This window comes from Ensifer sp. LC384, from assembly GCF_001695865.1.
Lineage (GTDB): Bacteria > Pseudomonadota > Alphaproteobacteria > Rhizobiales > Rhizobiaceae > Ensifer.
Genome location: NZ_MBST01000071.1, coordinates 1 through 886, shown reverse-complemented (window position 1 = coordinate 886; position 886 = coordinate 1). Strand labels below are relative to the sequence as shown.

Here is an 886-nt window from a genome sequence, read left to right as displayed (position 1 = left end):
AGACCATGCTGATCGACGATGGCACTGCTGCCAACGGCCTGCTTACAGCCGATCTTAAGGACACCACCGGTACTGCCATCAGCAGCGTCAGCGTTCTGAACCTCGACATCAGCGGTACGGCCGTCACTGCGACGACACTGGCCAACTACCTCAGCGGTGTCGACACCGTCCTGAAGAGCATGACCAATGCGGCTTCGGACCTCGGCGCCGTCAACAAGCGCGTCGATCTCCAGAAGGACTTCGTCAACGACCTGATGGACTCGATCGAATCGGGTGTCGGCAAGCTGGTTGACGCCGACATGAACGAAGAGTCGACCCGTCTGAAGGCTCTGCAGACGCAGCAGCAGCTCGGCATCCAGGCTCTCTCGATCGCCAACAATAGCTCGCAGAACGTCCTGTCGCTGTTCCGCTAAGCGGTCTAGACACCGGTGACTTCAGTCCCGGACTGCAACACGAAAAACCGCGTCTCTATCGAGGCGCGGTTTTTCTTTTGTCGATACAGATTTTGGATGCGCAGCTTCAATCTTCGTTAACCATCTTGGTGTTTTCTATGCCTATCGAAACGGCGGGTTAACCAACACGATTAACGCGTTAGCAGGCATGAAGCTGGCCGCCGTTTCCCGGTAATCCCGGAATGTCCCTTTCAATCAGTTTTCCCAAGGGGCACTCAGCCAATGACGTCTATCATGACCAACAACGCGGCAATGGCCGCACTTTCCACGCTGCGTTCGATCAATTCCTCGATGGAAACGACGCAGGACCGTATCTCGTCCGGCTACCGCGTTGGTAACGCTTCCGACAACGCCGCCTACTGGTCGATCGCAACGACCATGCGTTCGGACAACAAGGCCCTCGGCACGGTTCAGGACGCACTCGGCCTCGGCGC

Annotated in this window: 1 protein-coding gene and 1 pseudogene; both read left to right on the top strand. The window is 57.2% G+C overall.

The features are described from left to right. Nucleotides 1-413, top strand: a 413-nt coding sequence (locus tag BC363_RS30595) for a flagellin (protein ID WP_280137971.1), incomplete at its 5' end; no start/stop codon positions are given. 261 nt (nucleotides 414-674) lie between these two features. Beyond that, nucleotides 675-886: pseudogene (locus BC363_RS30590) on the top strand (flagellin); the annotation flags it as partial.